Source organism: Serpentinimonas raichei, from assembly GCF_000828895.1.
Classification (GTDB): domain Bacteria; phylum Pseudomonadota; class Gammaproteobacteria; order Burkholderiales; family Burkholderiaceae_C; genus Serpentinimonas; species Serpentinimonas raichei.
This window is the reverse complement of record NZ_AP014568.1, coordinates 1,653,989-1,680,606: the sequence shown is the minus strand read 5'-3', so window position 1 is coordinate 1,680,606 and position 26,618 is coordinate 1,653,989. Positions and strand designations below refer to the sequence as shown.

Genomic DNA, 26,618 nt, shown 5'->3' with positions numbered 1-26,618 from the left:
ACCCGCTCACGATTGTTCGCATGGCCTCTGCCCTTACCGAAAAACTCTCACGCTTGGTCAAAGAATTGCGCGGCCAGGCGCGCATCACCGAAGACAACGTGGCCGAGATGCTGCGCGAGGTGCGGCTGGCGCTGCTGGAGGCCGACGTGGCGCTGCCGGTGGTGCGCGACTTCATTGCCCGCGTCAAGGGCAAGGCGCTCGGTGCCGAGGTGGTGGGTTCGCTCACGCCGGGGCAGGTGCTGGTCGGCATCATCCACAAAGAGCTCGCCGCCACCATGGGCGCGGGCACAGCGGGCGAGCTCAATCTGGCGGCGCAACCGCCCGCCGTGGTGCTGATGGCCGGTTTGCAGGGCGCGGGCAAAACCACCAGCACCGCCAAGCTGGCCCGGCACCTGATCGAAAAGCGCAAGAAAAAAGTGCTCACCGTGTCGGGCGACGTCTATCGGCCGGCCGCCATCGAGCAGTTGAAAACCGTCACGGCGCAGGCCGGGGCCGAGTGGTTCCCGAGCACGGCGCAGCAAAAACCGCTGGACATCGCACGCGCCGCGCTCGACTACGCGCGCAAACACCACTTCGACGTGCTGCTGGTCGATACCGCTGGGCGGCTGGCGATCGACGCGGTGCTGATGGACGAAATCAAGGAGTTGCATGCGGTTCTGAACCCGGTCGAAACGCTGTTCGTGGTCGATGCGATGCAGGGGCAAGACGCCATCAACACCGCGCGCGCCTTCAAGGAGGCGCTGCCGCTCACCGGCATCGTGCTCACCAAGCTCGACGGCGACGCGCGCGGCGGCGCGGCGCTGTCGGTGCGCGCCGTGACCGGGGTGCCGATCAAGTTTGCCGGTGTCAGCGAAAAGCTCGACGGGCTGGAGGCCTTCGACGCCGAGCGCCACGCCGGGCGCATTTTGGGCATGGGCGACATCGTGGCGCTGGTGGAGCAGGTCACGGCCGGGGTCGATGTGGCGCAGGCGCAGAAGTTTGCCGCCAAGATCAAGAGCGGCGAGGGCTTTACGCTGCAAGATTTTCTGGAGCAGATCCGGCAGATGAAAAAAATGGGCGGCTTGGCCAATTTCATCGACAAGCTGCCCGCACAGTTTTCGGCCAAAGCCGGTGCCGCCGACATGGACCGCGCCGACAAAGAGGTGCGGCGCAAAGAGGGCATCATTTGCAGCATGACGCCCACCGAGCGGCGCAAACCCGAGCTGATCAAGGCCACGCGCAAGCGCCGCATCGCCGCTGGGGCCGGGGTGCAGGTGCAGGAGGTGAACCGCTTGCTCAAGGAGTTTGAGCAGATGCAGGGCATGATGAAAAAAATGAAAGGCGGCGGCCTGATGAAGATGATGAAGCAGCTCGGCGGCGGCATGGGCGGCATGGGCATGCCCAAGCTGCCGGGCATGCGCGGTTAGGCCTAGTTTCATAAAAGCCAGTCCATGGAAGATGCAGCCTGGACCGCGCTGACTTGGCTGGAGGCCAGCGTCGGCCTGCTGGCGCTGGCGCTTGCGCTGGCCATGCGGCCTTGGCGCCTGCTGGTCGGGGGTGCCTTGCTCACGCCCACCTTGGCCACGCTGGTGCTGCTGCCTTGGCTGTGGCTGATGCCACAAAATTTGCCACAGGGGCTGGCCTTGCAGTTTTCCGGGGCCCCGCTGGTGCTGCTGCTGCTGGGTTGGCCGTTGGCGGTGCCGGTGCTGGCGCTGGTGGCGCTGCTGGTCGGGCTGCTGGGCGAGGCGCCGTTGCCCGAGCTGCTGTCGCAGTGGTTCTGGATGGGGCTGGTGCCGGCCACGCTGGCTTTGGCGGTGGGGGCCGGGTTGCGGCGCTGGTTGCCGCCCAATATTTTCATCTACACCCTGGGGCGCGCCTTTCTGGGCACGGCGCTGGCGGTGTTTGTGGCCGGGGTGGGGTTTGAGCTGATCCACCACGCGCTGGGTCAGCAAAATCTGCAACATGCGCTGGTGGCGCGCTGGATCATGGCCTGGGGCGATGCCTTCCTGACCGGCCTGATCGCGTCGGTGTTCGTGGCCTTTGCGCCACAGTGGCTGGCGACTTGGTCCGATGCGCGCTACCTGCAGCCGCCACCCAAGCTGCCGGCAAAAAAGCCGCCGACCCAACCCGGGCCCTAAACGGTGGCGGGCAGCGGCTGGCGCTGGTAACAAACAAAATCCAGCCGCAAGCCGCTGGCGCTGGTGACGGGCTCGCGGCTGCATTCCTGCCACTCCGGGCCCAGCGAAGGGGCGTAGGCGTCGCCCTCGAAGTCGGCCCAGATTTCGGTTGCCAGCACCCGGCTGGCCAAGGGCAGCGCCTGTGCGTAGAGCTGCGCGCCGCCGATCACCCACACCTCGGGCGGCGGCGGCTGCATCTGGGCGCACTGGGCCAGCGCGTCCTCTAGGCTGGTGCAGGGCAGGGCCCCTTCGGCCTCTAGGGCAGCGGCGCGCTCTGGGTGGCGTGTGAGCACCAGATTGGGCCGCCCGGGCAGGGGCTTAAAGCGCGGCGGCAGGCCATCCCAAGTGGCGCGGCCCATGAGCACCGGGCAGCCTAGGGTGTGGCGCTTGAAGTGCGCCAAATCTTCGGGCAAATGCCAGGGCAAGCGGTTGTGCAGGCCAATCACGCCATTGGCGGCGCGGGCGTAAATCAGGTTCAGGCGCATGGGCGTGAGCATAGCGCAGGCGAATAAAATTCAAGGTTTAACCGAGCGCCCGACCATGACCTCCAGCACCCTGACCCCGCCCGTGGCCTCCGTGGCCGAGATTCGCCAGACCTTTCTGGACTTCTTTGCCCAGCGCGGCCACAGCGTGGTGCCGTCGAGCCCGCTGGTTCCCGCCAACGACCCGACGCTGATGTTCACCAACTCCGGCATGGTGCAGTTCAAGGACGTGTTCCTCGGCACCGACCGCCGGCCCTATGTGCGTGCGGCTTCGGTTCAAGCCTGTTTGCGCGCCGGCGGCAAGCACAACGATCTGGAAAACGTGGGCTATACCGCACGGCACCACACCTTTTTCGAGATGCTGGGCAACTGGAGCTTTGGCGACTACTTCAAGCGCGAATCGCTGCACTGGGGCTGGGAGCTGCTGACGCAAGTCTATGGCTTGCCCGCCGATCGGCTCTGGGCCACGGTGTACATCGACGACGACGAAGCCTACGAGATCTGGACCCAAGAGATCGGCCTGCCGCCCGAGCGCGTGGTGCGCATCGGCGACAACAAGGGCGGCAAGTACCAGTCCGACAACTTCTGGATGATGGCCGACACCGGCCCCTGCGGCCCCTGCTCCGAGATTTTCTACGACCACGGCCCCGAGGTGGCGGGCGGCCCGCCCGGCAGCCCCGAGGCCGACGGCGACCGCTACATCGAAATCTGGAACCACGTGTTCATGCAGTTCGATATGCAGACCGACGGCACGCTCAAGCCACTGCCCGCGCCCTGTGTTGATACGGGTATGGGGCTGGAGCGGCTGGCGGCGGTGTTGCAGCACGTACACAGCAACTACCAGATCGACCTGTTTCAGGCGCTGGTGCAGGGGGCGGCGCGCGTCACCGGCACGACCGACCCCGGCAGCCCTTCGCTGCGCGTGATCGCCGACCACCTGCGCGCCAGCGCGTTTTTGATCGCCGACGGCGTCTTGCCCGCCAACGAGGGGCGCGGCTATGTGCTGCGGCGCATCATCCGGCGCGCCATCCGGCACGGCTACAAGCTGGGTTGCATGGTGCCGTTTTTGCACCGGCTGCTGCCCGAGCTGGTGCAGCAAATGGGCGCTGCCTACCCGCACCTGGCCGCCAGCGCCGCGCGCATCGCCGGGTTGCTGCAGATCGAGGAGGAGCGCTTTTACGAGACACTGGAAAACGGCATGCAACTGCTGGAAACCGCGCTGGCTGGCGGAAGCACGGTGCTGCCCGGCGACGTGGCTTTCAAGCTGCACGACACCTACGGTTTCCCGCTCGACCTGACGCACGATGTGTGCCGCGAGCGCGGCCTGGCGGTGGATGAGGCCGGTTTCCACGCCGCCATGGAGCGCCAGAAAACGCAGGCGCGCGCAGCGGGCAAGTTCAAGATGGAGCGCGGGCTCGACTACACCGGCCACGGCAACGAGTTCGTGGGCTACGGCGCGCTGCAGGCCAGCGCCAAGGTGCTGGCGCTCTACCGCGACGGGCTGCCGGTACCCGAGCTCAAACACGGGCAAGCCGGGGTGGTGGTGCTCGAAGCCACGCCTTTTTATGCCGAATCCGGCGGCCAAGTGGGCGACAGCGGCCGCCTGCACAGCGGCTCGGCGCACTTTGCGGTGCAGGACACACAAAAAATCAAGGCCGATGTCTATGGCCACCACGGGCAACTGGAGGCCGGTACGCTGGCCGTGGGCGACCACGTGCTGGCCGAGGTGGACGCCGCGCGCCGCGCCGCCATTGTGCGCAACCACAGCGCCACCCACTTGCTGCACCTGGCCTTGCGCGAGGTGCTGGGCGAGCACGTGCAGCAAAAAGGCTCGTTGGTCACGCCCGAGCGCACGCGCTTTGACTTTGCGCACCACGCACCCCTGACCGAAGCCGAATGCCGCGCCATCGAAGAGCAGGTGAACGCGCAGATTCTGGCCAACCAAGCCACCGAGGCGCGGCTGATGGACTTGGAGCGTGCCCAGCAGTCTGGCGCGCTGATGCTGTTTGGCGAGAAATACGGCGAATTCGTGCGCGTGCTCGACATCGGGCGCAGCCGCGAGCTCTGCGGCGGCACCCACGTGCGCGCCACCGGCGACATCGGCTTGTTCAAGATCGTCTCGGAGGGCGGGGTGGCGGCCGGGGTGCGGCGCATCGAGGCCGTGACCGGCGCGCACGCGCTGGCCTACCTGCAGCAGATTGAGGCCAGCGTGGCGGCGGCGGCCGAGGCGCTCAAAGCCCCGGTGCCCGAGCTGGTGCCGCGCCTGCACACCGTGCTGGAGCAGATGCGGGCGCTGGAAAAAGAGGTGGCGGCGCTCAAGGGCAAGCTGGCGGCTTCCCAAGGCGACGAGCTGCTGGCGCAGGCAATCGAGGTGGGCGGGGTGCAGGTGCTGGCCGCCAACCTGCAGGGGGCCGACGCCAAGGCGCTGCGCGAGACGCTGGACCGGCTCAAGGCCCGCTTGGGCAGCGCCGCCATCGTGCTGGCCACCGTCGAGGGTGGCAAGGTGCAGTTGGCCGCAGGCGTCACGCCCGACTGCATGGGCCGCCTCAAGGCGGGCGAACTGGTGAACTTCGTGGCGCAGCAGGTGGGCGGCAAGGGCGGCGGCAAGTCCGATCTGGCCATGGCCGGCGGCACCGACGCGCAGGCGCTGCCGCAGGCGCTGGCCAGCGTGGCGGGCTGGGTGCGCGAGCGGGTTTGAGTTTGGGGTTTTGGGTCAAACCGCGCTGGGCCAATCCAGCGTGAGCGCGCTCTCGAAGCAACGCGCCTGCCCGGTGACGGGGTCGGTGAAGGCGATCGCGCGTGCCAGCAGGCGCAGCGGTTCGGCGTAGTCTTCGGCCGCGCCGGGCGCGCGCCGCACCTCGGGGTAGAACTGGTCGCCCACAATCGGCAAGCCCAGCCCCAGCATGTGCACGCGCAATTGGTGCCGGCGCCCGCTCACCGGTTGCAGCCGGTAGCGCGCCCAAGGCCCGCGCTGCTCCAGCGGCTCGATGCGGGTTTCGCTGTTGTCGGGCCAGCCCTCGTGCGGCAGGGCTTCGCGCATCTTGTAAAAAGCGCCTTCGCATTCGCGGATGTGGCTGCGCCGCACTTGCGGCCAATCCAGGTGCGGGGCAGCGGCGGCGATGGCTTCGTAATCTTTGTGCACCTGGCGCTGGCGAAACAGGCGCTGGTAGGCGTCGCGCTCGGCCGGGTTGACGCAGAGCAGCACCAGCCCGGCGGTTTCGCGGTCCAGCCGGTGCAGCGGGCTCAAATCGGGCAGGCCGAGTTGCTGCTTGAGGCGCACCAGCAGCGTTTGCTGCACGTAGCGCCCACCTGGGGTCACGGGCAAAAAATGCGGCTTGTCGGCCACCACCAGGTGCGCGCAGCGGTGCAGCACCGTGGCTTCGAAGGGAATCGGGGGCTCGATGGCCAGATCGCGCCAGTAATAGATCCGGCTGCCGCCCAGGTAGGGGCTGTGGGGTGGCAGTGCGCGGCCGTCGTCGGCGCACACCAGGCCGTCGGCCAGGCGCTGTTGCCACTGCGCGCGCGGGATGCGCGGCAGGCGCTGGGCCAGGTAGTCGAGCAGCGTGGGCCAAGGCGGCTGGCGCATCTGCGGCAGCGCCAGGCAACTGGGCGAGACGCCGCCGCGCATCGGGATGGCGGGGTTTTTGGGGACGTGGGCCACGGCTTCACTGTCCGGCGGCGACGCCGCCCGCAGGCCTAGGCAGCACGCGGGCGCGGATGCGCAAGTCGGGGCCGATGGCGCTGCAGTCGGTGAAAGCCAGCGGCAGGCCGCCACTGAGTGCGTGCAGCGCGTCGAGCTGCGCCAACGGGGCACCGGGCCCGAGCAGGGTCGGGGCCAGGTAGAGCAGCAGTTCATCGACCAGACCAGCGCGCAAAAAGGCCCCGTTCAGGCCCGGCCCGGCTTCCAAGTGCAGCTCGTTGATCTCGCGCGCCGCCAGGTCGCGCAGCAGGTGCTCCAAATCGAGGCGCAGCGGCGCGCCTGCGGCTGGGCAGGCTAGCACCTGCACGCCCAGCGCTTGCAGGGCGGCGCGGTGGGGGGTGTTGGCGGAATCGCTGGCGCAATAGAGCCAGACCGGCCCCGGTGGCTGCAGCATGCGCGCTTGGCGGTCAACGGCCAGCTGCGCATCGAGCAGCACCCGCACCGGCTGGCGCGCCGTGGGCACCAAGCGCACGTCGAGCCGGGGGTCGTCGGCGCGCACGGTGCCGATGCCGGTGAGCAGCGCACCGGCGCGGCGGCGCCAGCGGTGGCCGTCGGTGCGCGCTGCGGCGCCGGTGATCCACTGGCTGGCACCGTTGGGCAACGCGGTGCGGCCGTCGAGCGAGGTGGCCACTTTGAGCCGCACCCAAGGCCGGCCGCGCTCCATGCGGCTCAAAAAACCCAGATTCAATTCGCGTGTGGCCACGGCCAGCGGGTGCGCGGGGGGTAATACCTGCACCTCGATGCCTGCAGCGCGCAGGCGCGCGATGCCGCGCCCGCCCACCAGCGGGTTCGGGTCGGGCAGCGCCACCAGCACCCGCGCCAGCCCGGCTTCGATCAGCGCCTCGCAGCAGGGCGGGGTGCGGCCGTGGTGGCTGCACGGCTCCAGCGTGACCACGGCGCTGCCCCCGCGCAGATCGGCCCCGGCCGCAGCCGCCGCGCGCAGTGCCATCACCTCGGCATGCGGCCCGCCGGCGTGCTGGGTGTGGCCCTCGAAGGCGCGCCCGTCTGGGGCGATGATGCGGCAGGCCACGCGCGGATTGGGCTCCGACAGGCCGATGGACTGCTCGGCCAAGGCATCCAGCCCGACTAGCCAGCGCGGGTCAAAGGTGCTTGGGGGTGGGTTCATGGGATGTGTGGGCGGCGCACGAACACCAGATCCCAGACCCCGTGCCCCAGGCGCAAGCCGCGCTGTTCGAACTTGGTCAGGGGGCGGTAGTCGGGTTTGGGGGCGTAGCCGCCCAGGGCGGGATCGCTGGCGGTGTTGGCCAGCAGCGGTTCGGCGCCCAGCACCTGCAGCATCTGCTCGGCGTAGGGCTGCCAGTCGGTGGCGCAGTGCAGGTAGGCACCGGCTTGGAGGCGGCTGGCCAGCAGCGCCACCAGCGGCGGCTGCAGCAGGCGGCGCTTGTGGTGGCGCAGCTTGTGCCAAGGGTCGGGGAAAAAAATATGCACGCCAGCCAGCGTGCCCTCGGGCAGCATGTGCTGCAGCACCTCCACCGCGTCGTGCGCCACGATGCGAACGTTGCCCAGGCCTTGCTCGCTGATGCGCCTGAGCAGCGCCCCCACGCCGGGCGCATGCACTTCGCAGCACAAAAAATCGTCGCCGGGGCGCAGCCGGGCGATGTGGGCGCTGGCCTCGCCCATGCCAAAGCCAATTTCCAAAATCAGCGGCGCGCGGCGGCCAAACACCGGCTCGGGTTGCAGCGGCTGCGGAGCAAAGGGCAGCAGGTAGCGCGCCCCCAGCTCGGCCCAGGCACGCGCTTGGGCGGTGGTGGTGCGCCCGCCGCGTTTGACGAAGCTTTTGATTCGGGGGTGCGAGGCGGGGTAGTCTGAGGCGGGGGCGGCATTGGCGGCAGAGGCCGCCTCTGCAACGGGTGCCGTGGCGGTTGCGGCGGCCGGTACGGGCGCACTCAAAGCGGTGTCAGTGCAGTCAGGGGTAGGGCTATCGGGTTTCACGCGCCCGATTGTAGGCAGGTGGCACCTGAGGTGGGCTAAGGCTTGCCCTGGATCACAGTGACGACTGTGTCCCTGATGCGCTTGAGCGACGCGGCAGTGAGCACACCTGGTTCGGAAATAAATAAACCCTCATGCGCGGTGAAGAGCTTGGCGGGTCGGGCATGGCTCTCGATGCGAAGGCTGCCGCATTCAAAATCATCGTCTGTAAGCAGAACCGCACGGCTGTCTGCATACGCCTTGCTCGTGATTTGGCACAAAATCCAGTCGCCGCGGCCTGCCTCGGCGAGCACGACCGCAGGACGGCGCTTGGATTGCGACAGGTCGGAAAAGGGGAAGGGTACGAGAACTACCGAGCCTGCTGCAGGTGTGCCCACGCGGCGTCCTCCTCGGGGCGGAGCCAGTCTTGAGCCAGCGATGCCTCGCTCAGCAGGGCCGCCTCGTGGTCGGCAGCAGGCTCGTCTGCCAAAACCGTGAGGAATGCCCGATGGCGTCGGGCTAGGTGCAGCGGTTCGAGCAACCGGACCACACCGCACTCGTCAACGATGGCTTCAACGGTTTGAATCATGAGCGCAAAATTCCTTGCTTGAGCCGAAAACCCACCGCCCTGCAGGGCGCAAGCCATTGTGGCACAAACGTTGTGCCATAGCAAACCGGATATCAGTGCTTGTGAGGCTCTGCAATAGCCTCGCTATGCGCGCTGGCCCCAGCGGCGCGCCCAGTGCCCGGTCCAGTCGGCCAGCGCCTGCGGCAATGGGCCGGCGTGGGCAGGCAGGCCGAGTACGGTGGCGGCTTGGTTGAGGGCGGCCAGCGGGTCGTGCAGGTCCAGCGCGGCGGCGCCGTTTTGCTTGGAGAGTTTGCTGCCGTCGGCGCCCAGCACCAGCGGGGTGTGCAGGTGCTGCGGCGAGGGCAGGCCGAGCGCGGCTTGCAGCAGCAGTTGGCGTGCCGTGTTGTCGGCCAGGTCGGCACCGCGCACCACGTGCGTGATGCCTTGCGCGGCGTCGTCTACCACGACCGCCAACTGGTAGGCCCACAGGCCGTCGGCGCGGCGCAGCACGAAGTCGCCCACCTCGTGCGCCAGCGCCTGCTGCTGGGCCCCAAGGCGGCGGTCGTGCCAGTGCGTGACTTCGGGCAGGCCCAGCGCCTGCTGCACCCGGCCCACATGCAGCCGCCATGCCGGGGTGTTGGGGGTGCTTGTCTCAGTGCCCGTGGCTGCAACCAGGCCGGAGCTGGCAAAGACAACCGAACCTGGCGAGGTTTTGGGGTCTTCCAAGACTTGGGTGCCACCCGCCAGCCGCTCGGGCCGGCAGGTGCCGGGATAGACCAGCGGCGCATGGCGCTGGCGCAACAGCCCGGCGGCGGCCTGTGCGGCTTCGATGTGTTTGCGGCTGCAGTGGCAGGGGTAGGCCCAGCCGCGCTCGGCCAGCGCGTGCAAGGCTGCGGTGTAGCGCGCTTCGTGGGCGCTCTGCCAAGTGGGGGGCTGGTCGGGCAACAGGCCGCAGGTGGCGAGTTGCTGCACGATCAGCCGGTCGGCGCCGGGCACGCAGCGCGGGCGGTCCACGTCCTCCAAGCGCAGCAGCCAGCTGCCGTGGTGCGCGCGCGCATCGAGCCAACTGGCCAGCGCTGCCACCAGCGAGCCGGCGTGCAGCGGCCCGCTGGGGGAGGGGGCGAAGCGGCCGCGGTAGCCGCTGGGGGTGCGGATCGAGCCGCGTGGGCCAGTCAAGAGCAGCCGCCCGATGCGCTCAAGTCGCAGCCAGGGCCAGCTCCAGACCCGAGACGAAAGCGTTTTCTACCCGGTGCCCCAAGCACCAGTCGCCGCTCAGGCCCAAGCCCAGCGCCGGGTTCCACAGGCAAGGCTGGCCAAGCGGACGCAGCGTCTGCGCGTAGCGCCAGCGGTGCACCTGCGCCAGCGTGGGCTCGGCGCGGATGCCGGTGACTTCGGCAAAGCCCTTGAGCAACTTGGCCTTGACGCGCTCGGCGTCGTCCTCTAGGTGCTCGGCCGACCACTGCGGGCTGGCCTGCACGGTCCAGCGCTCGATGGTGGAGCGCCCGGGCTTGCTGTTTTCACGCGCCACCCAGCGGATGCGGTGGTGGTCGCTGCTGGCGGCGTGCCAGTTGGGTCCAAAGGGCTCAGGGCCGCCGGGGGCCGCTTGGGCAAAGGCCAGCAGCAGCGTCCAGCAGGGGGCGGTTTCGACCGCATCCAGTGCCGCCACCCATTCGGGCACCAAGGCGCTGGCGCACAGCAAGGCCTGCGCCTGCGGGGCGGGCAGCGCCAGCAGCACCTGGTCGAGGCCAGCGATCACTTGTTGCGAGCCCGCAGCACCGGCGCAGCGCAACTGCCACTGCTTGGGGTTCAGGGCGTCGGGCTCGATGCCCACCACCTGGGTGTTGTAGTGGCTGCTGGCGTTGAGCGAGCCATCCGACAGCGGCAGCGCCCACTGGCGCAACAGCTCGCTCATGCCACGCACGCCGACCCAGCGCGCTTTCTCGATGGCGCTGGCGCTGGCCAGTGTTTGTCCCAAGGTGTCGAGCACGCGCACGGTGGGCACCTGCCACTGGGCGATCAGCTCGGGTTGCAATGCCAAGGCCTTTTTGAAACGCTCGTCGGTGACGGTGAAAAACTGCGCCCCGTGGTCAAAGCCGCCAAATTCGGTCAGGCGCGTGGCCATGCGCCCGCCGGGGCTGTGGTGTTTGTCGAGCAGCAGCACCTCGTGGCCGGCCTGCGCCAGTGTGCGTGCGCACACCACACCTGCCATGCCCGCTCCCACGACGGCGGTGCGGCGTGCCCGTGGGGCCTGATCGGGCGGGGTGGTGCGGGGGGTGCCGCCCTCGCGGCGTGGTTTTCGGCTCATGGTGATCTCCTGTTGTGCTCACAGTGTAGCGAAGCCGCCAGCACAAGCCACCGAAAACGGGCGCTCGAGCCGGGCCCGGCTTGAAAATTCAAGAAAAAAGCCAGCGGCGGCGCATCGCCCCCAGCCCAAGGGCTCAGGGCTGTGTGATGAACACCAGCCGCTCGATGCCGGCGCGCTGCGCGGCGGCCAAGGCCAGTGCCACCCGCTCGTAGCGGGCGGCGGCGTCGCCTTCCAAATGCAGCGGGGGTTGCGGCACCTGCTGCGCCAGCGCGTGCAAGCGCTGCATCAGTTCGGCATCGGGCACGGCGGCGTCGTTCCAGTGAAAGCCGCCCTGCGCATCGACGCTCAGGCGCACCGCCTGCGGCTGCGGCGCACTGGCCTCGGTGGCGGCGCGCGGCAGTTGCACGTCGATGGAGTGCGTGATCACGGGCACGGTCACGATAAACACGATCAGCAGCACCAGCATCACGTCGATGAGCGGAATCATGTTGATCTCGCTGTGCAGTTCGCCCTGGTCGGGTTCGAGGTTGGAGGGGGTCATGGTGCGGGTGCCTCGTGTCGGAGTGGGCTGGCCGGCGCCGCTGCTGGGCTGGCAGCGCCGGGGCGGTTCGAGGCCACCCGGTGCCCGGTCACGAAGTAGGCGTGCAGGTCGTGGGCGAAGCGGTTGAGCCGGTGCTGGATGGCTTTGTTGCCGCGCAGCAATGCGTTGTAGCCCAGCACGGCCGGAATGGCCACCACCAGCCCGAGCGCGGTCATGATTAGCGCGGCACCAATCGGCCCGGCCACTTGGTCGATGGTGGCGGTGCCGCCCGCCCCGATGCCGATCAGGGCGTGGTAGATCTTCCAGACCGTACCAAACAGCCCGACGTAGGGCGCGGTGGAGCCGACCGAGGCCAAGATGGCCAGGCCAGACTGCAGGCGCGCGCTGCTGTCGTCGAGCGCGTTGCGCAGGGAGCGCGTAACCCAGTCGCTCACGTCGAGGTTGTCGTGCAGTTGGCGTGGGTGTTCGCCGTCCAGGTGCAAGATGTGGCTGGTGGCTTCGCGCCCTTGCAGCGCCAGCAGGTAGAAGGGGTTGTGGCCGTCGGGGCCGAGTTTGTGGAGGCCTTCGGCAAAGTCTTTGCTGTGCCAGAAGTTTTCCAGCACTTGCGCACGCGCACGCAGTTGGCGCAAGTGCAGCGCCTTGAGCACGATCACCACCCAAGTGGCGATCGACATGCCAAGCAGCACGAGCGCGGTGCCGCGAATGATCCAGTCGCCTTGGTGCCAGACGTAGGTCAGTCCAAAATGGGTTTCCATGCTTGCTTTTTACTCCAGTACGAAATGAATGGGGACGAGGAACCACATCGCTTGCGCCTCGCCGTTGCGGGTGCCGGGCACAAAACGCCAGCGCAACACCGCCTGCTGCGCCGCTTGGTCGAGCCGCACAAAACCGCTGGATGCGTAGATTTGTGCCGCCGAGGCGCTGCCGTCGGCCTCGATGCGCACCCGCAGCAGCACGCGGCCTTGCTCGCCCAAGCGGCGGCTCAAGACCGGGTAGGCAGGGGCCGGGTTGTGCAGGTGGGCGGCGCTGCTCGAGGGCAGTACGATCTGCGGTGCGGCGGGTGCGGCTGGTGCGGCGGGCGCTCGGCCCGCTGCCGCTTCGGTCGAGCCTTGGGCGGCGGCGCTGCTGCCTTGGGCACTCGCAGCGCTGCCCGGCAGCGCGTGGCTTGGGGCGGCGTTGTGTAGGGTCTGCTGCGGGCTGGCTTCGGCAGCCGCTGCCCCTTGCGGGCTGGGTGGCGCCGGGGCCGCTTGCGGCACGCGCTCAGACGCCGGGCTGGGGCTTGCCGGTGCGGGCTGTATCGGCGTCGGCCTCGGTGCCGGAGGGCGCGGTGGTTCAGGGCGGGGTGGTTCAGGTCGTGACGGGCGCTCGGGCGCGGCGCGCGGTGCAGCCCCATTGGGCGCGCTGGCAGCGGGGGCCGGGGCTGGCGCCGTAGCGGCGACGCCAGAGGCCTGGGCGCGCAATTCGACCTCCACCCGCACCACCCCCACCCCGGCGGGCGCGGGCGGACGCCAACCGCTGTGGAAGGCCCACAGCGCCGCCACGTGCGCCAGCAGCACGGCGGCGGTCACGCTGACGGGGCGCACAAGGGCGCGCCAAGGCCGATGGAGCAGGGGCATGGGTTTGTTGAGGGCGGCGGGGTACCCGGAAAGGGTCCGGGTGGGCGAAGCAGCATAGCAAACAATGGGCGCTGCGTGTCAATTATAAATGGGAATCATTCGCACAATTTGGGCGTCTTCTGGCGGGTGTGCGCCGCAAATCGGGCCTGATGGCGCTGGCGGCGTGCCCACCAAAGCGATGCGTGCGCGGGCGCTCAGCCCCCGGCCGCATGGTGCAGCAGCGCGCTGGTGCTGGCCGGGTTGGCCAGCCGATCCAGCCACCACTGCAGGGCCGGGCCGGGGCCGGGGCTTTCGGCGCTGCGCCAGGCGTAGCCGATGCGGTACACCCTGGCCGGCAAGGTGGTGCGCTTGCGCAGCAGGGCGCCCGTTTGCAAGTGCCCTTGCACCAGCGGCAGCGGCAAGGAGCCGCAACCCAAGCCGCGCAGTTGCGCCGCCAGCTTGTGCTGCATGGTGGGCACGGTGAGCACGTCTTGCCCTGGCAGCAGGCCCACGCTCTGGCCGCGCCCAGGCGGCGCGGTGTCGGCCACCGCCACCACGCGGTGCGGCTGGATGGTGGCCGGGGTGAGTGGCTCGGTGGCGCCGGCCAGCGCATGCTGGGGTGCCACCACGAACACAAACTCCACTTCACCCAAAAGGCCGCTGCGCAGCCCCGGCAGACCGCTGCCATCGAGTGCCACCCCCAAGGCCAGATCGGCCTGCCCGTTCAACAAGGCTTCGAGCGTGCCCGACAGGGTTTCGGTGCGCAGGCGCAGCCGCGTCGGGGCCGCGAGGGCGTAAAAATCGTGGCACAGATCAAACAGCGGCGCGCTGGCGATCACCGCATCGGCCGCCAGCGTGAGTTCGGGTTCCCACCCGGTGGCGATGCGGCGCACGCGCAGTGCCACCGCGTCGAGCTCGCGCAGCAGGTGTTCGCTGGCGCGCAGCAGCTCCTGCCCGGCGCGGGTCAGGGTGGCGCGGCGCGAGCGGCGGTCGAACAGCAGCACATCGAGCGCGTCTTCGACTTGGCGCACGCGGTAGGTCAGGGCGCTGGGCACCATGCCCAGCTCGCGCGCCGCCGCCGCCAGGCTGCCGCAGCGCGCCACGGTGCCGATCAGGTGCAGGTTTTCGGGCGACAAGGCGTTGCGGGGGCTGGGCATGGGGTGACCTGAGTATTCAAATTATTCGAATGATGCCATCAAATCCTTGCGCCCTTCAAGCCTGCCCTAGGGCCTACAGTCTGGCCATGGCCCCAGCGCTGGCCCTGCTACCCCAAACCGGCAAGGCCTAGCGGCTGGATGGCCTGCTCCAAGGCCCCACACCTGATGAAAGAATCGCCATGATGCACATCCGCCGCAGCGCCGAGCGTGGCCATGCCGACCACGGCTGGCTGCAAAGCCGCCACTCCTTCTCTTTTGCCGACTACTACGACCCGGCCCACATGGGCTGGGGCAATCTGCGCGTGATCAACGAAGACTGGATCGCGCCCGGAACCGGTTTTGGCACCCACGGGCACCGCGACATGGAGATCGTCACCTACGTGCTGCAAGGCCGCTTGGCGCACCGCGACAGCATGGGCAATGTGGAAACCATCGCCCCCGGCGAGGTGCAGCGCATGAGCGCGGGCACCGGCGTGCGCCACAGCGAGTTCAACCACGAGCCCGGCGGGCAGACGCATTTGCTGCAAATTTGGATTGAGCCCAGCCTCAAGGGCGTGGCGCCCAGCTACGAGCAAACAACCTTTGCCGATGAACAAAAGCGCGGCCGCCTGCGCCTGGTGGCCAGCCATGGCGGGGCCGAGGGATCGGTGCACATCAACGCCGATGCGGCGCTCTACGCCGGCCTGTTTGATGGCGCCGAGGCGGCCGAGCTGGCGCTAAGCCCGGCCCGCAAGGCCTATGTGCACTTGGTGCGCGGCGCTTTGAGCGTGAACGGCACCGCCTTGCAAGGTGGTGATGCGGCCCTGTTGCAAGCCGAGACCCAACTTAAGCTGAGCGACGGCCAAGATGCCGAGGTGCTGGTCTTCGATCTGGCGGCCTGATTTTTGCATCTTTTTTTAACCTGAGTCAATATCCATGAACGCACTGCAAAACCCCCTCGCCCTGCTGTCCCGCCTCTTGTTGGCAGCCTTGTTTCTTCCCGCTGGCATCAACAAGATCGGTGGCTTCTCCGGTACGGCGGCCTATATCGGATCAGTCGGCTTGCCCTTTCCCGAACTGGGCGCAGCCCTTGCCATTGCCATCGAGGTGTTGTGCGGCATCGCCCTGATCTTGGGTTTGGGCACGCGCTATGCGGCGCTGGTGTTGGCCGGATTCACTTTGGTGGCCTCCTTTTACTTTCACGCCTACTGGGCCATGCCGGCTGAGCAGCAAATGATGCAGCAACTGATGTTTATGAAAAACATAGGTGTAGTTGGTGGTCTGTTGGCCTTGGCCGCATTGGGCGCCGGTGCATACAGCCTTGACGCGCGCCGCAAGACATAAGGGCAGCGTAGTATCTCGATTTCCCCTCAACCCGCGCTGGCCCATCGGTCGGCGCATTTTTGAAAGCCATCCCATGAGCAAAGTCATTGTTGTTTACCACTCCGGCTACGGCCATACGCAGCGCATGGCGCAATCGGTTGCCGAGGGCGCCGGGGCCCAACTGCTGGCCATCGACGCCGATGGCAACCTGCCTGAAGGCGGCTGGGAGGCGCTCGACGCCGCCGACGCCATCGTCATGGGCTCGCCCACCTACATGGGCAGCGTGAGCTGGCAGTTCAAGAAATTTGCCGACGCCTCCAGCAAGGCCTGGTTTGCGCAGCAGTGGAAAGACAAGCTCTTTGCCGGCTTCACCAACAGCGCCACCATGAACGGCGACAAGCTCTCGACCCTGCACTACCTCTTTACGCTGGCGATGCAGCACGGCGGCGTTTGGGTGGGCACCGGCATGATGCCCAGCAACAGCAAGGCAGCGCAGCGCAACGATGTGAACTTCGTCGGTTCATCGAGCGGTGCCATGGCCCAAACCCCGTCGGATGCCGGGGCGCACGAAATGCTCAGCGGCGACCTAGAAACCGCGCGCCTGTTTGGCCAGCGCGTGGCGGCGGCGGCGGTGCGCTGGCGCGGTTGAACCGGATTGACCAGGCGCAGGTTGTAGCGGGGGGGCACCGCACCCGGCATATCATCGCCCCATGTCTGATTTGCCCGATTCACCCGCTGCTCCCGCCTTCGTCCACTTGCGCCTGCACACCGAGTTTTCGGTGGTCGATGGCACCACGCGCATCGACGCGGTGGCGGCCGCCGCCGCCGCCGATGGCCAGCCGGCGCTGGCCATTACCGACCTCAACAACCTCTTTGGCGCCGTCAAGTTCTACCAGGCGGCGCGCAGCCAAGGCGTGCAGCCCATCCTCGGGGCCGAGGTGCTGCTGCAGGGGCTGGGCCCGCCGCCCGCTGCGGGTGCAGGCAGCGCCGCGCCGCCTATTTGGCCGCGCCTGCTGCTGCTGGCGCAAAACCACACCGGCTACCTGAACCTGTGCGAGCTGCTGGCGCGTGGCTGGAGCAGCAACCTGCTGCGCGACCAGGGCGTGCTCAAGTGGGACTGGTTGCGCCAGCACCACGAGGGCCTGATCGTGCTCAGCGGGGCTGCTGCCGGGCCGGTGGGGCAGGCGCTGCTGGCGGGCGATGAAGCCGCCGCCGCCGCGCTGGCGCAGCAACTGGCGGGCACCTTTGCGCAGCGTTTCTACCTCGAAGTGCAGCGCGCCGGCCGCGCCGACGACGAACGCCACCTGCGCGCCACCGTGCCCTTGGCGGCGCGGCTGGGGTTGCCGCTGGTGGCCACGCACCCGGTGCAGTTCCTGCAGGCCGACGATTTTCAGGCGCACGAGGCGCGCGTGTGCATCGCCGAAGGCGAGATTTTGGGCAACCCGCGCCGGCCCCGGCGTTTCACGCGCGAGCAGTATTTCAAGACCGGTGCCGACATGGCGGCCCTGTTTGCCGACCTGCCCGGCGCGCTGGCGCAAACGCTCGAGATCGCGCGCCGCTGCAGCCTGCGGCTCACGCTGGGCAAGCCGCAGTTGCCGGCCTTCCCCATTCCGCCCGTAGATGGGCAGCAACTGGGCACCGAAGACTACTTTCGCCACGTCGCGCAGCAAGGCTTGCAGCAGCGCCTGCAGCAGCTTTACACCGATGCAGCCGAGCGCGCGCGCCAGCAGGAGCGCTACCAAGAGCGGCTTGAATTCGAGCTCGGCACCATCGTCAAAATGGGTTTTCCGGGCTACTTTCTGATCGTCTCGGACTTCATCCTCTGGGCCAAGGCGCACGGCTGCCCAGTCGGGCCGGGGCGCGGCTCTGGGGCCGGTTCGCTGGTGGCCTACGCGCTGCAAATCACCGACCTCGACCCGCTGCGCTACCAATTGCTGTTCGAGCGCTTTTTGAACCCCGAGCGCGTCTCGATGCCCGACTTCGACATCGACTTCTGCCAAGCCAACCGCGACCGCGTGATCGACTACGTCAAGGGCAAATACGGGCTGGCGGCGGTGAGCCAAATCGCCACCTTTGGCACCCTGGCGGCGCGCGCGGCGATCCGCGACGTGGGGCGCGTGCTCGATTTCCCCTACGGTTTTTGCGACGGCATCTCCAAGCTCATCCCCAACAAACCCGGCCAGAGCGTGACGCTGCAATACCCGCCCCGGCCCAAGCCCGAAGGCGATAAAACCCTGTACGCGATCGAGATGGAGCCGCTGCTGGCCGAGCGCATCGCCAAAGAAGACGAGGTGCGCCAACTAATCGAGCTGGCGCAAAAGCTCGAGGGCCTGACGCGCAACGTGGGCATGCACGCCGGCGGGGTGCTGATCGCGCCCGGCAAACTCACCGATTTTTGCCCGCTCTACCAGCAGCCCGGCAGCAACGCCGCCGTGAGCCAGTACGACAAAGACGATGTGGAAGCGATCGGTCTCGTCAAGTTCGACTTCCTTGGCCTGGCCACCCTCACCATTCTGGAGCAGGCCAAAGAGCTGATCGTGCAGCGCCACCCGCAGCAGGCTGATTTTGCCTACGAAACGCTGGCGCTCGACGATGCCGCCACCTACCGCTTGTTCCAGGAAGGCAAAACCGAGGCCGTGTTCCAGTTCGAGAGCCGCGGCATGCAGGGCATGTTGCGCGACGCCAAACCAAGCCGGCTCGAAGACCTGATCGCCCTCAACGCGCTCTACCGCCCCGGCCCGATGGACCTGATCCCCAGCTTCGTGGCGCGCAAGCACGGGCGCGAGGTGGTGCAATACCCGCACCCGCTGCTGGAGCAGGTGCTGTCCGAGACCTACGGCATCATGGTCTATCAAGAGCAGGTGATGCAGACGGCGCAGATCCTGGGCGGCTACAGCCTGGGCGGCGCCGACCTGCTGCGGCGCGCCATGGGCAAGAAAAAGCCCGAAGAAATGGCGCAGCAGCGGCTGGTCTTTCGCCAGGGGGCGGCCGGCCAGGGCCTGAGCCCGGCGCAGGCCGACGAGGTGTTTGACCTGATGGAAAAGTTCGCAGGCTACGGCTTCAACAAGTCGCACGCCGCCGCCTACTCGCTGCTGGCCTACCACACCGCCTGGATCAAGGTGCACTACACGGCCGAATTCTTCTGCGCCAACCTGACGCTGGAGATGGACGACACCGACAAGCTCAAGCTGCTGGTGGAAGACGCGCAGCGCTTCAACATCACCTTCGAGCCGCCGGACGTGAACCTGGGCGGCTACCGCTTCGATCCGGTGAGCGCGCAGTGCATCCGCTACGGCCTCGGGGCCGTCAAGGGCACCGGGCAGCAGGCCATCGAGGCCATCGTGGCCGCGCGCCAAGGCCATGGCGCGGGGCCGCGGGCCACGGTGGTGGGGCCGTTTAGCAGCCTGTTCGATTTTTGCGCCCGCATCGAACGCGGCCGCCTCAACAAGCGCACCGTCGAGGCGCTGGTCAAGGCCGGCGCCTTCGACCGCCTGCACCCGGATCGCGCCGCCGCGCTGGCCTCGGTCGAGCTGGCCTTTGATTTTGCCCAGGCGCAGCAGGCCAACGCCTTGCAGGGCGGCTTGTTCGACCTGCCCGGCCAAGCCGGCGGCCACGGCGCCAGCGACCAAGAGCCGGCGCTGGCCGAGGCGCCGCCGTGGAGCGTGCGCGAGCGCCTGACACACGAAAAAGCCGCGCTCGGGTTTTACTTTTCGGGCCACCTGTTCGACCAAGCCGCCGACGAAGTGCGGCGCATCGCCCGCACCCCCTTGGCCGACGTGACCGAAAGCCGCGAGCCGCAGCTGCTGGCCGGCATCGTGGGCGATTTGCGCGTGATCAACGGCCAGCGCGGCAAGGTGGCACTATTCAAGCTCGACGACCGCAGCGCCGTGCTAGAAGCCAGCGCCGACGACGCGCTGCTGCAGGCGCACCGCCACCTACTGCAAGACGACGAACTGGTGCTGCTGCAAGTGCTGGTGCAGCCCGACCGTTTTTCGGGCGGGCTGCGCCTCAAGGTGCAGCAGGTGTGGGACTTGCCCGCTGCCCGCTGCCGCTTTGGCAAATACCTGCGCGTGGCCGTGGGGCCCACCCAGCGCCCCGAGGTCGCTGCGCTGCTGCAAGCGCACCCGCCCCGGCGCCACCAGACAGAGCTGGGCGAGGTGCTGCGTGGCCTGCCGCTGCGCCTCGAAGTGGAATTCGAGACCGTGCGCGCCACGCTGCAGCTCGACCCTCAGCGCGCCCAGTGCTACCCCTGCGACGCCGCGCTGGCCGCCTGGCGCACCCAAGCGCACCAGCAGCGCGCCGAGGTGGTGTACGACTGATTGAGGCTCTGCGAGCCTGGCAGAGGGCTTGCAATCACCAGCAACCCGCGCTCGCCGCATTGGCGCTGTCCAACGCCGTTTGGGTGCCGCGCTGATCGAGGCGCAGCGTCAGGCAGGCCGCATCGCGGGTGGCTTGGCCGCCTTGGGCCACGGCCTCAAGGGTGTAGCTGCGCGCGTTGGGCACGACGATACTGAAATTGTAGAAGGCGGCCAAGTCGGTGCGGCACTGGGTCATGGGCAGCGGCACACGTTCGTTTGCGACCGGGAAGTTTGGGTCTAGGCGTTCGTAGCTCATGCGCGTGGTGTAGTGGCGCTCGGCAAACTGCGCCAGCTCCAGCAGGCAGGCGGTGGCCGCGTCGCGCCGCGTTTCGGTGACGTGGCGCTGGTAGCTCGGCAGGGCGATCGCCGCCAGAATGGCGATGATGGCCACCACGATCATGAGTTCGATCAGGGTGAAGCCTGCGAGCGCTCGGCGCAGCGGCAAAGGTTCGCGGCGGGGGCGGGCTGCGGCCGGTGCTGGGGCAATGGGTGTGGGTGCTTGGAGCATGGCAGCTGTGGGCGTGGTCGGTTTGGGGGGTGTGACGAGACGAGTTAGCGGATGATCTCACGCCACGAGATGCGGCGTGGAACGGCAGAGCGTTGCACGCGCACATCGGCCACGCGTGCCTCGGAGCCGCCCACCACCAGCCGGTTGCCCACCAGCACGGCCTCGCTCACGAGCCCGACGCCGGGGTCAAACGAGGAAATGAACTGGACGCCCTGTCCACTCCCCAGCACATCGTTCGCAAAGTTGTCGTCGCGGTTGACGTCGAACAAGCCAGCGGTGATCGAGCCGCCGGTAAAGGGGTTGAGCAGGTTCACAAAGCCGGTACCTCCGGGCACACACGGGTCTTGCACCGGGATGATCGAACTCACCAACAGCGCTGGCCTGGCCGTGGGGATGATACGAGCCGCACTCACCACGCGCTCGCCGCGCGCCGTGCCAGGCGGGTGCGGCGGCTCGACCCAGTCGAGGAACCAGCCTTGCCGACCAACCATATCGCCCGCTTCGGCAAGCGTGAAGGTGCGCACTGGGCGCCCAGCAAAGGTGCCGGCCTGGTTGATGCTGCGCTGGCGCAGGTTCGCCCGCCCAGTTGCGATCGGCGCGCCTTCGTCGATCAGGCCATAGAAGGACTGCACTTGCCGGTCGGCCGGGTCGGTGGCGCGCATGTAGCTGCCGGTGCCAAAAAAGACGAAGCGCTCGCCCACGTGCGGGTCGCCGGCCACGTTGTTGGTGGCCACCGTGATCGGGGCCGTGATCGGCTGGCGCTCCCCGGCGGCGTTGGTGGCGACAAAAAACGGCGCGGGTACGGATGGGCTGCCGCTGGTAAAAGACGACCGCCAATCTGTCGGTGTGTGGCTTGTGAGGTCAAATTTCCAGACGTTGCCCTCCAGGTCGCCGGCGTACACGTACTGCACCACGCCGTCGGCATCGAGCGCCAGCCCTGGGCTGGCCAGGCCGTTGGGGTTGGTTGCGCTGCCCACGCCGGTGTCCAGCTTGCGCAGCACGGCCCCAGTGTTCAGGTTTTTGACGTACAGCACCGCCCGGCCGCTGGTGCTGTTGTAGCCGTTGCCAAAAATCACCACGTCTATGGGCGGCGCGCCCGCGCTGGCGCCGCGCACCTTGGCGATTATCGGCCGCCCGAGTAGGTGGCCCATGTCGGCATCGCTGGCACCGTAGGCCTCCCACAGCGCCCGGCTGGGGTTGCCCGTGGTGCCAAAGTTGGCCGGGTCGGTGACGTCGAGCGCAAACAGGCCGCGACCACCGCGGCCCAAAAAGCCGACCAAGATATTGCGCCCACCGGTGTGGGCGCGTTGCGACACCGCCAGCTCGCCATCCACAAAGTAGCGGCGCACGTAGTTGGGGTCGCTCAAGCGCGGCATGTGCGCCAGCAGGCCGCTGGGGGCAAAGGCAAAGCGCTCGTCGCCGGTGCGGGCGTCAAAGGCGTGCAAAAAGCCGCTGTTGGAGCCCACGAACAGGGTGGAGTTGTCGCCCACATACACCGGCGACGAATGGATGATGTCGCCCAGCACCGTGGTGGGGCGGTTGCGCAGCGGGCCGCCGTTGCGCACCTCGCGGCTGGGGTCGCCGCGCAGGTGGTTGATCACCTCCTGGCGTGCGGGGTCGGTGGCGCCAAACAGATTGCGCTGTGCGGTCGAGAGCCCAGACCAGTCGAACGTCACCGTGGCCGGGCTGGCGGCGGCGTTGGTGGTAAATAAGCGCCGGCTGGCAAAAGCCGGCAGGCGGTCGCTGGCCCGCCACAGGGGCACCGCACTCACCCCGCCGGCAGCAGTAACGGGCAGCGCAACCAAATCGCCCGACCAGTTGGCGCTGTTGAAGGTGGCTTGGAACACCGCGCTGTCGGTGGTGATGAAGGTGCTGTTGGCCGACACATTGCCGGCTGCTGCGTTGCGCTCGAGGATGGTGGTGAAGGCGCGCGCCAGCTGGTCGCGCAGCAGTGTCGGGTTTTGCACCAGGTGAAAGGTGTCGGGCACGCCGTCGCGGTTCACGTCCCACTCGGCCTGCAGGTCGGGGCGCTGGTTGTTGTTCAGGTCGGTAAAGCCCCCCCACTTGGCCGCCAGCCACAGCGGGCTGGGCAGCACGCTGGCCGCCGGGGTGGTGCTGGCGGTGAAAAGGCGTATGGAGCGGTCGTTGCCTGCTCCACCGCCGATTCGGGGCAGGGTGCCACAGCCGGCAGGAAACGGCGTGGCATCACAAAAACCCGGCGACCGCTCGGGGGGTACGTTCAGGTGGAAGGGGCTATCCACGTTGTCGTCTTGCGCCACCAGATACACTCCATCGGCGGTGCTGCCTGAGATCACATAGCCAAAGCTGTGGTGGATATCGCTGGCTTGGTATTCCGGGATCACAACAACGCGCAATTGGCCGTTGGCCTGCATCGAAATTTCATAATTGGCGATGATATCCATATCGTGGTTGCCGCCTTGTTCCACGTTTTCAAAGGTGACGCGAAAGCGCGCAAAGTAGCGCCCGTCGTTTTCGTCTCTGTCAAAGTCGTCGCACATGCTGGCCACGCCGCCACCCGCTGCTGGGCAGGAATTGGCAATTTTTTCGACAAAAAAATCGATGATCGGATTGGTGGGTTGAAAAGCCCCCTTGACGTTGCTGACGATTGGTGTGGGTGGTGTTGATCTTAACCATCCGCCTACCGATTTGCCAAAAGGCACGAGCGAAAACGAGCGCCCGCCCGGGGCAGCCACCGCAATCGTGGGCAGGGGCGAACTGAGCGCGACCACGTGCGTGTCCACGCTTTGGTGGCCTTGCAGGTCTGGGCGCAAGTCGGATATGCGGCCAAAGTGCGCTACCGAGGCGGAGTAGAAGCTGCCCTGCTGAGTTGGGGCTTCGGGCAGACCGCGGATATTGCCCAGCGAGCTCACGTTTTTGGCCGTGGGTGCGCCGTCAAAGTTGGTCCCCACCTGACCGATGAAGCGCATGCCTCTAATGCCCGGCTCGTGTGTGGCGATGGTTTGCCCGATATTGGCCACATGCAAAGAAGTATCGGCCCTGGTCCCTACATGGTCGCCCCTTAGGTCGCCCGTAATGCCACCAAAAGCACTACCCGGCAGTTGGTCTGAGTCGAACGAGGGGTTGACGCCCGAAATCACGAGCTGGTTTGGCCGTGCGCACCAGTGTGCCCGTGCGGCACTGTTCTGGGTGTCGAAGGGGTCGTCCCAAGTGGCTACTGGCAGCCCGAGGTGGCCATCGACCCCGCCGCTGGTGGCAAAGGCCGATGTGGCGCCGCGACGGCCGTCAAAATAGCGCAAGCCCTCGTACATCATCTCGGCCACCGGGTTGCCCCAATCGACGAACTCGCCTTGGTTCATGGGCCGATCCACTATCCAGCCGCCGCGGTAGTAATTTGTTGTGCGGCCGTCGTTGAAGCCGCGTATGCGCAGCGCGTCAATCGCATTGACGATGGTGGCATTGGCTGTGAAAGTGCCGTCGGTGGGGTTGACTTCGGTGGCAAACGACGACACCACCTTGCGCAAGACACCGCCCGATAGGTTGCGGTCGTAGCTGCCCGTGAGCAGGCCAAACAGCATGGAGCCGTTTTCGCCAAACTCGTGCAGCAGCCCGACGGGTTTGAGGACGTCGTCGGCGGTGCTGGCGGCGTTGGCGCCGGGGTAGCGTTTGCAGCCGTCGTTGAAAGCCGCAGTGCAGACCTCGACCCGCACCGTGTGGTCGGTGCGCGTGCCGCCAAACAGGTTGTTGGTCTCGTGCAGCACCGGGCCTTCGGTTGCTGACCACTGCCAGACCCGAGCGTCTCGGGCGTTGGTGACGACGCGCAACAGCGGCGCGCGGCTGCTGCAATTGCTCAGGGTGGCGCAGTCTCTGTTGCGAACATCGGTCAGGTTGCCAAAGAAATGGCGCCGGGTGCCACTGCCACTGGGTTGAGAAAGCGGGGTAAAGGCACTGATGTCGTAGCGATCTACAGTCACGCTGGTGTATTCCTTGGCCCAGGAGTGTGCGTCTTGCGGAATGTAGGCGCGGCGCAATACCGTGCTTGTGGCGGTGTCGGTTTCGCGGTAGCCGCCGTAGAGCACCACGCGCAGGGCGTCAATGCGGCTGGTGGTGGCCCAGTTGAGCCAGTTGCCCGACCAGTGGTTGGCGGTGGCACAGCTCAGGTTGGTGTTGGTGCCAGGGGCGGCGACCGCTCGGGCAGCAGGCCTGAAAATCCCAGCATTGTCGTTGCGGCGTGCGGCAGCGCCGGTCGTGCCGGGGGTGTAGGCGTAACACAGGCGCGAGTCGAACAGCCCCAAGTAGATGATGTTTGGGTCAAAGCGGATGTCGAGCCGGCCGTCGCCGTTGATGTCGGAGGCGTCGTTGTAGGCTTCGTAGAACAGGGTGTGGTCGCGTGCCATGGTGAGCATCACCAGCGGCGGCGCGCCTTGGGCCACGGCCAGCGGCGCGGCGGTTTCGGGGTTGGCGCCCAGCGCCCCCGGGCTGCTCGCGGCGGCCATGGGGCCCAGCAGCAGGCTGGCGCCAGCGGCAGCCAAAGCAAGCAGCACAGCGCAGCGTCGCAACCAAGGCCGCGCCGCAGCGGGCCAGTGCAGGGCGGGCAGAGATCGGGCAAGTGGTGGCATGGCGCGGCTCCTCATTCGGCGATGTAAATCGACTGCAAGATCACCACGGCGCGGCCATCGGCCGGCTGGCTGCGCGCGGTGATGCGGTAGCCGTTGCAGACTGTGTTGGGCGGCTGCTCTTGTGGGTCGCAAACGAAGCCCGGGCCTAGGTGCTCGACAAAAAACTGCGGTGCGCCCGCCGCCAGCGGCGAAACCAAGGTGGTGGCGTTGCGCCAGCCGTTGAAGCTGGCGTCGTCCCAGCGCGCACTGTTGCAGGCTGGGACCGGGGGTGAGCACAAGCCGTTAACACAGGCGCCGTTGTTGAGCTGGCCGCAGTCCATGGCAGTGGGTGGGGGAGCGGTGTTCGACGCAGCAAGCGCTTCGCCTTCGCGCAGCGCGGTTTCGGCTGCCTGAAAGGCGAGGTTGCGGTCAAAGCTGTTGGCCGCCATGCGTTCTTCGACCGTAAGCATGCGCACCGAGGTCACGCCCAGCAGCGTGACCAGCAGCAGCATGACCAGCGCCATCAGCAGCACCATGCCGCTTTGGGTGTGGGGGCGGTGGCGCAGGGTGTTCATGGCAAGCGGTTGCGCAGACCGACGACAAAGGGCAGGGGGCGGGTGATGGGTTGGGCGTTGGTGCCGACCGCTTCGGCGCTTTGGTAGGTGAGCGCGAGGCGTACTGCTTGCACCCGTCTCCAGTCATTGACCCTGTTGGCGTCCACGTAACTGGCCCCGAGCGCGCCGCCGTCGCTCTCAAGGTAGACCAATTGCAGGTTTCTCACGTTTTCTATCATTTCTTCGGGGCCGCTGCTAGCCCTGGGATTCAACGGGTCGGCAACGCTGTAGTCCAGCCGTATGCGGTAAAGCGAGAAGCCACCGCGGCTATTGAAGCCGATGTACCAGGCGCTGACATGCAGCTCGCTCCAGGAACCGCCGGTCGCCGGGCAGTCTAACGCTGGATTGAGCGTGCCCGACCACACCACCACGGCGTCGGTACCGTCGCGCCGGTCGCCCGTTGCGTTGCCAAAGTCGCGGGCGGGCAAGGCCTGATTTTCATTAAATCCCTGCAAACCCTGGCCCCAGTCGATTCCCCATGCAGTCGGCAGGTTGCCGCCACAGACCATACCACCGGCCTCGCGCAGATCGCGTCCGAGCAGTTCGAAGGCCAAGCGCGCGTTCTCGTTGATGCGCGCCATGTTTTCCACTTGGCGGAAGGTTTGGTGGTTGGCCAGATACAGCCCGCCCACGGCCCCGATCAGCAGCAGGCCCAGCAGCAGCGCCACCAGGACCTCGATCAGCGTCAGGCCGCGCTGGCGCAGTACGCTGGTGGCGCCGTGGCGCGGGCGCTGGGCTGGGCGGCCCGGTGCGCCGTGCGCTGCCACCGGGGCCTGCGAGGTGCGCCGATTGTGCGGGGGGCGTGTGGTGGGGGTGTGCATGGTGT

General features: G+C 67.6%; 23 protein-coding genes. 7 read left to right on the top strand and 16 right to left on the bottom strand.

Annotated elements, in window-relative coordinates:
• Nucleotides 1-20: 20 nt before the first annotated feature.
• Both ffh and SRAA_RS07790 read left to right on the top strand, forming a co-directional pair.
• Nucleotides 21-1,406: a signal recognition particle protein gene (gene ffh / locus SRAA_RS07795; RefSeq protein ID WP_045531910.1), complete on the top strand. Its 1,386-nt coding sequence runs from the start codon at nt 21-23 to the stop codon at nt 1,404-1,406.
• A 24-nt stretch (nt 1,407-1,430) separates the two neighbouring features.
• Nucleotides 1,431-2,117: a hypothetical protein gene (locus SRAA_RS07790; RefSeq protein WP_045531908.1), complete on the top strand. Its 687-nt coding sequence runs from the start codon at nt 1,431-1,433 to the stop codon at nt 2,115-2,117.
• Here SRAA_RS07790 and SRAA_RS07785 read toward each other — a convergent pair.
• Nucleotides 2,114-2,653 carry a dihydrofolate reductase gene (locus tag SRAA_RS07785; RefSeq protein ID WP_231849274.1) on the bottom strand — a complete coding sequence of 180 codons (540 nt, stop codon included), beginning with the start codon at nt 2,651-2,653 and terminating at the stop codon, nt 2,114-2,116. The two genes, SRAA_RS07790 and SRAA_RS07785, sit on opposite strands and share 4 nt — an antisense overlap.
• Nucleotides 2,654-2,696: 43 nt before the next feature.
• Between SRAA_RS07785 and alaS the strand changes: the two genes are divergently transcribed.
• On the top strand, nt 2,697-5,336 hold the full coding sequence (gene alaS / locus SRAA_RS07780) for an alanine--tRNA ligase (RefSeq protein WP_045531906.1): 2,640 nt from the start codon (nt 2,697-2,699) through the stop codon (nt 5,334-5,336).
• Between the two features lie 15 nt (nt 5,337-5,351).
• Here the strand turns inward: alaS and SRAA_RS07775 are convergent, their stop codons facing one another.
• The 11 genes from SRAA_RS07775 to SRAA_RS07725 form a co-directional block, all read right to left on the bottom strand.
• Nucleotides 5,352-6,266, bottom strand: coding sequence for a pseudouridine synthase (locus SRAA_RS07775; RefSeq protein WP_045533538.1), 915 nt, complete (start codon nt 6,264-6,266; stop codon nt 5,352-5,354).
• A gap of 37 nt (nt 6,267-6,303) precedes the next feature.
• Entirely contained in the window at nt 6,304-7,464 is a 1,161-nt protein-coding gene (gene ribD, locus SRAA_RS07770) for a bifunctional diaminohydroxyphosphoribosylaminopyrimidine deaminase/5-amino-6-(5-phosphoribosylamino)uracil reductase RibD (protein WP_045531904.1), read from the bottom strand.
• A complete protein-coding gene (gene trmB, locus SRAA_RS07765) occupies nt 7,461-8,249 on the bottom strand; it encodes a tRNA (guanosine(46)-N7)-methyltransferase TrmB (protein WP_045531902.1) in 789 nt (262 codons plus the stop codon). The genes ribD and trmB overlap by 4 nt, the downstream gene beginning before the upstream one ends.
• Nucleotides 8,250-8,326: 77 nt before the next feature.
• Nucleotides 8,327-8,665 (bottom strand): type II toxin-antitoxin system PemK/MazF family toxin, encoded by a 339-nt coding sequence (locus SRAA_RS07760; RefSeq protein WP_045531900.1) that lies wholly within the window; start codon nt 8,663-8,665, stop codon nt 8,327-8,329.
• Complete coding sequence (locus tag SRAA_RS07755; RefSeq protein ID WP_045531898.1) at nt 8,638-8,856, bottom strand: hypothetical protein; 219 nt, start codon at nt 8,854-8,856, stop codon at nt 8,638-8,640. The genes SRAA_RS07760 and SRAA_RS07755 overlap by 28 nt, the downstream gene beginning before the upstream one ends.
• 123 nt (nt 8,857-8,979) lie before the next feature.
• Nucleotides 8,980-10,011 (bottom strand): tRNA glutamyl-Q(34) synthetase GluQRS, encoded by a 1,032-nt coding sequence (gluQRS, locus tag SRAA_RS07750; protein WP_231849273.1) that lies wholly within the window; start codon nt 10,009-10,011, stop codon nt 8,980-8,982.
• A 19-nt stretch (nt 10,012-10,030) separates the two neighbouring features.
• Nucleotides 10,031-11,140: an NAD(P)/FAD-dependent oxidoreductase gene (locus tag SRAA_RS07745; RefSeq protein WP_045531896.1), complete on the bottom strand. Its 1,110-nt coding sequence runs from the start codon at nt 11,138-11,140 to the stop codon at nt 10,031-10,033.
• 133 nt (nt 11,141-11,273) lie between these two features.
• Nucleotides 11,274-11,681, bottom strand: coding sequence for an ExbD/TolR family protein (locus SRAA_RS07740; protein ID WP_045531895.1), 408 nt, complete (start codon nt 11,679-11,681; stop codon nt 11,274-11,276).
• On the bottom strand, nt 11,678-12,436 hold the full coding sequence (locus SRAA_RS07735) for a MotA/TolQ/ExbB proton channel family protein (RefSeq protein WP_045531894.1): 759 nt from the start codon (nt 12,434-12,436) through the stop codon (nt 11,678-11,680). The genes SRAA_RS07740 and SRAA_RS07735 overlap by 4 nt, the downstream gene beginning before the upstream one ends.
• A gap of 9 nt (nt 12,437-12,445) precedes the next feature.
• Nucleotides 12,446-13,297, bottom strand: coding sequence for an energy transducer TonB (locus tag SRAA_RS12735; RefSeq protein WP_082039974.1), 852 nt, complete (start codon nt 13,295-13,297; stop codon nt 12,446-12,448).
• Nucleotides 13,298-13,491: 194 nt separating this feature from the next.
• Nucleotides 13,492-14,433: a LysR family transcriptional regulator gene (locus SRAA_RS07725; protein ID WP_045531889.1), complete on the bottom strand. Its 942-nt coding sequence runs from the start codon at nt 14,431-14,433 to the stop codon at nt 13,492-13,494.
• A gap of 179 nt (nt 14,434-14,612) precedes the next feature.
• Here SRAA_RS07725 and SRAA_RS07720 point away from each other — a divergent pair, with 179 nt between their 5' ends.
• The 4 genes from SRAA_RS07720 (at nt 14,613) to dnaE (ending at nt 20,054) form a co-directional block, all read left to right on the top strand.
• Nucleotides 14,613-15,314, top strand: coding sequence for a pirin family protein (locus tag SRAA_RS07720; protein ID WP_045531888.1), 702 nt, complete (start codon nt 14,613-14,615; stop codon nt 15,312-15,314).
• Nucleotides 15,315-15,348: 34 nt separating this feature from the next.
• Nucleotides 15,349-15,756 carry a DoxX family protein gene (locus SRAA_RS07715; protein ID WP_045531886.1) on the top strand — a complete coding sequence of 136 codons (408 nt, stop codon included), beginning with the start codon at nt 15,349-15,351 and terminating at the stop codon, nt 15,754-15,756.
• A 73-nt stretch (nt 15,757-15,829) separates the two neighbouring features.
• Nucleotides 15,830-16,384, top strand: coding sequence for a flavodoxin family protein (locus SRAA_RS07710; protein WP_045531884.1), 555 nt, complete (start codon nt 15,830-15,832; stop codon nt 16,382-16,384).
• Nucleotides 16,385-16,445: 61 nt separating this feature from the next.
• Nucleotides 16,446-20,054 (top strand): DNA polymerase III subunit alpha, encoded by a 3,609-nt coding sequence (gene dnaE, locus SRAA_RS07705; protein ID WP_045531882.1) that lies wholly within the window; start codon nt 16,446-16,448, stop codon nt 20,052-20,054.
• Between the two features lie 34 nt (nt 20,055-20,088).
• On the opposite strand, the gene SRAA_RS12730 is transcribed toward dnaE, so the two are convergent.
• The 4 genes from SRAA_RS12730 to SRAA_RS12055 all read right to left on the bottom strand — a co-directional run bounded on the left by SRAA_RS12730 (nt 20,089) and on the right by SRAA_RS12055 (nt 26,613).
• The gene (locus SRAA_RS12730; RefSeq protein WP_045533533.1) at nt 20,089-20,538 is read right to left on the bottom strand and encodes a type IV pilin protein; all 450 of its coding nucleotides are present in this window, start codon (nt 20,536-20,538) and stop codon (nt 20,089-20,091) included.
• Between the two features lie 107 nt (nt 20,539-20,645).
• The gene (locus SRAA_RS07695; protein WP_082039972.1) at nt 20,646-25,199 is read right to left on the bottom strand and encodes a pilus assembly protein; all 4,554 of its coding nucleotides are present in this window, start codon (nt 25,197-25,199) and stop codon (nt 20,646-20,648) included.
• An 11-nt stretch (nt 25,200-25,210) separates the two neighbouring features.
• Nucleotides 25,211-25,753: a pilus assembly PilX family protein gene (locus SRAA_RS07690; protein ID WP_045531880.1), complete on the bottom strand. Its 543-nt coding sequence runs from the start codon at nt 25,751-25,753 to the stop codon at nt 25,211-25,213.
• Nucleotides 25,750-26,613 carry a PilW family protein gene (locus tag SRAA_RS12055; RefSeq protein ID WP_052467523.1) on the bottom strand — a complete coding sequence of 288 codons (864 nt, stop codon included), beginning with the start codon at nt 26,611-26,613 and terminating at the stop codon, nt 25,750-25,752. The genes SRAA_RS07690 and SRAA_RS12055 overlap by 4 nt, the downstream gene beginning before the upstream one ends.
• Nucleotides 26,614-26,618: the final 5 nt, after the last annotated feature.